Origin of the sequence: Streptococcus sp. HMSC061E03 (genome assembly GCF_001813505.1) — a bacterium.
Classification (GTDB): Bacteria; Bacillota; Bacilli; order Lactobacillales; family Streptococcaceae; genus Streptococcus.
Map to the genome: position 1 here is coordinate 166,299 of NZ_KV812797.1, position 263 is coordinate 166,561.

Below are 263 nucleotides of genomic sequence, written 5' to 3' on the forward strand. Positions count from 1 at the left end.
AATTTAGTTGTATCCAACCATACTTGGTAAACAAGTTTTTGACCTGGTTTAACTGATTTAGTATTGATATTCGCTTTTTCGTTATTAGATGCATCGTCCGCATATGGGTTCGCATTAGTATCTGCGTACTTGTCTGCCAACTCTTTATCATCATCTAATAATGAAGTTCCAGTCAAATCAAATTCTTTTTCGTTTAGAACATATTTTTCTGGATTGAATTCTGGAGTTTCAGGAGGTGTTACACGGTTGTTAAATTCTTTATC

1 protein-coding gene is annotated in these 263 nt (G+C 33.8%); it reads right to left on the reverse strand.

Features of this window, described 5'->3' with window-relative positions; translation table 11 throughout:
- The coding region (locus tag HMPREF2917_RS11750) for a hypothetical protein (protein ID WP_256324262.1) at window positions 1-263 on the reverse strand (263 nt) is incomplete at both ends.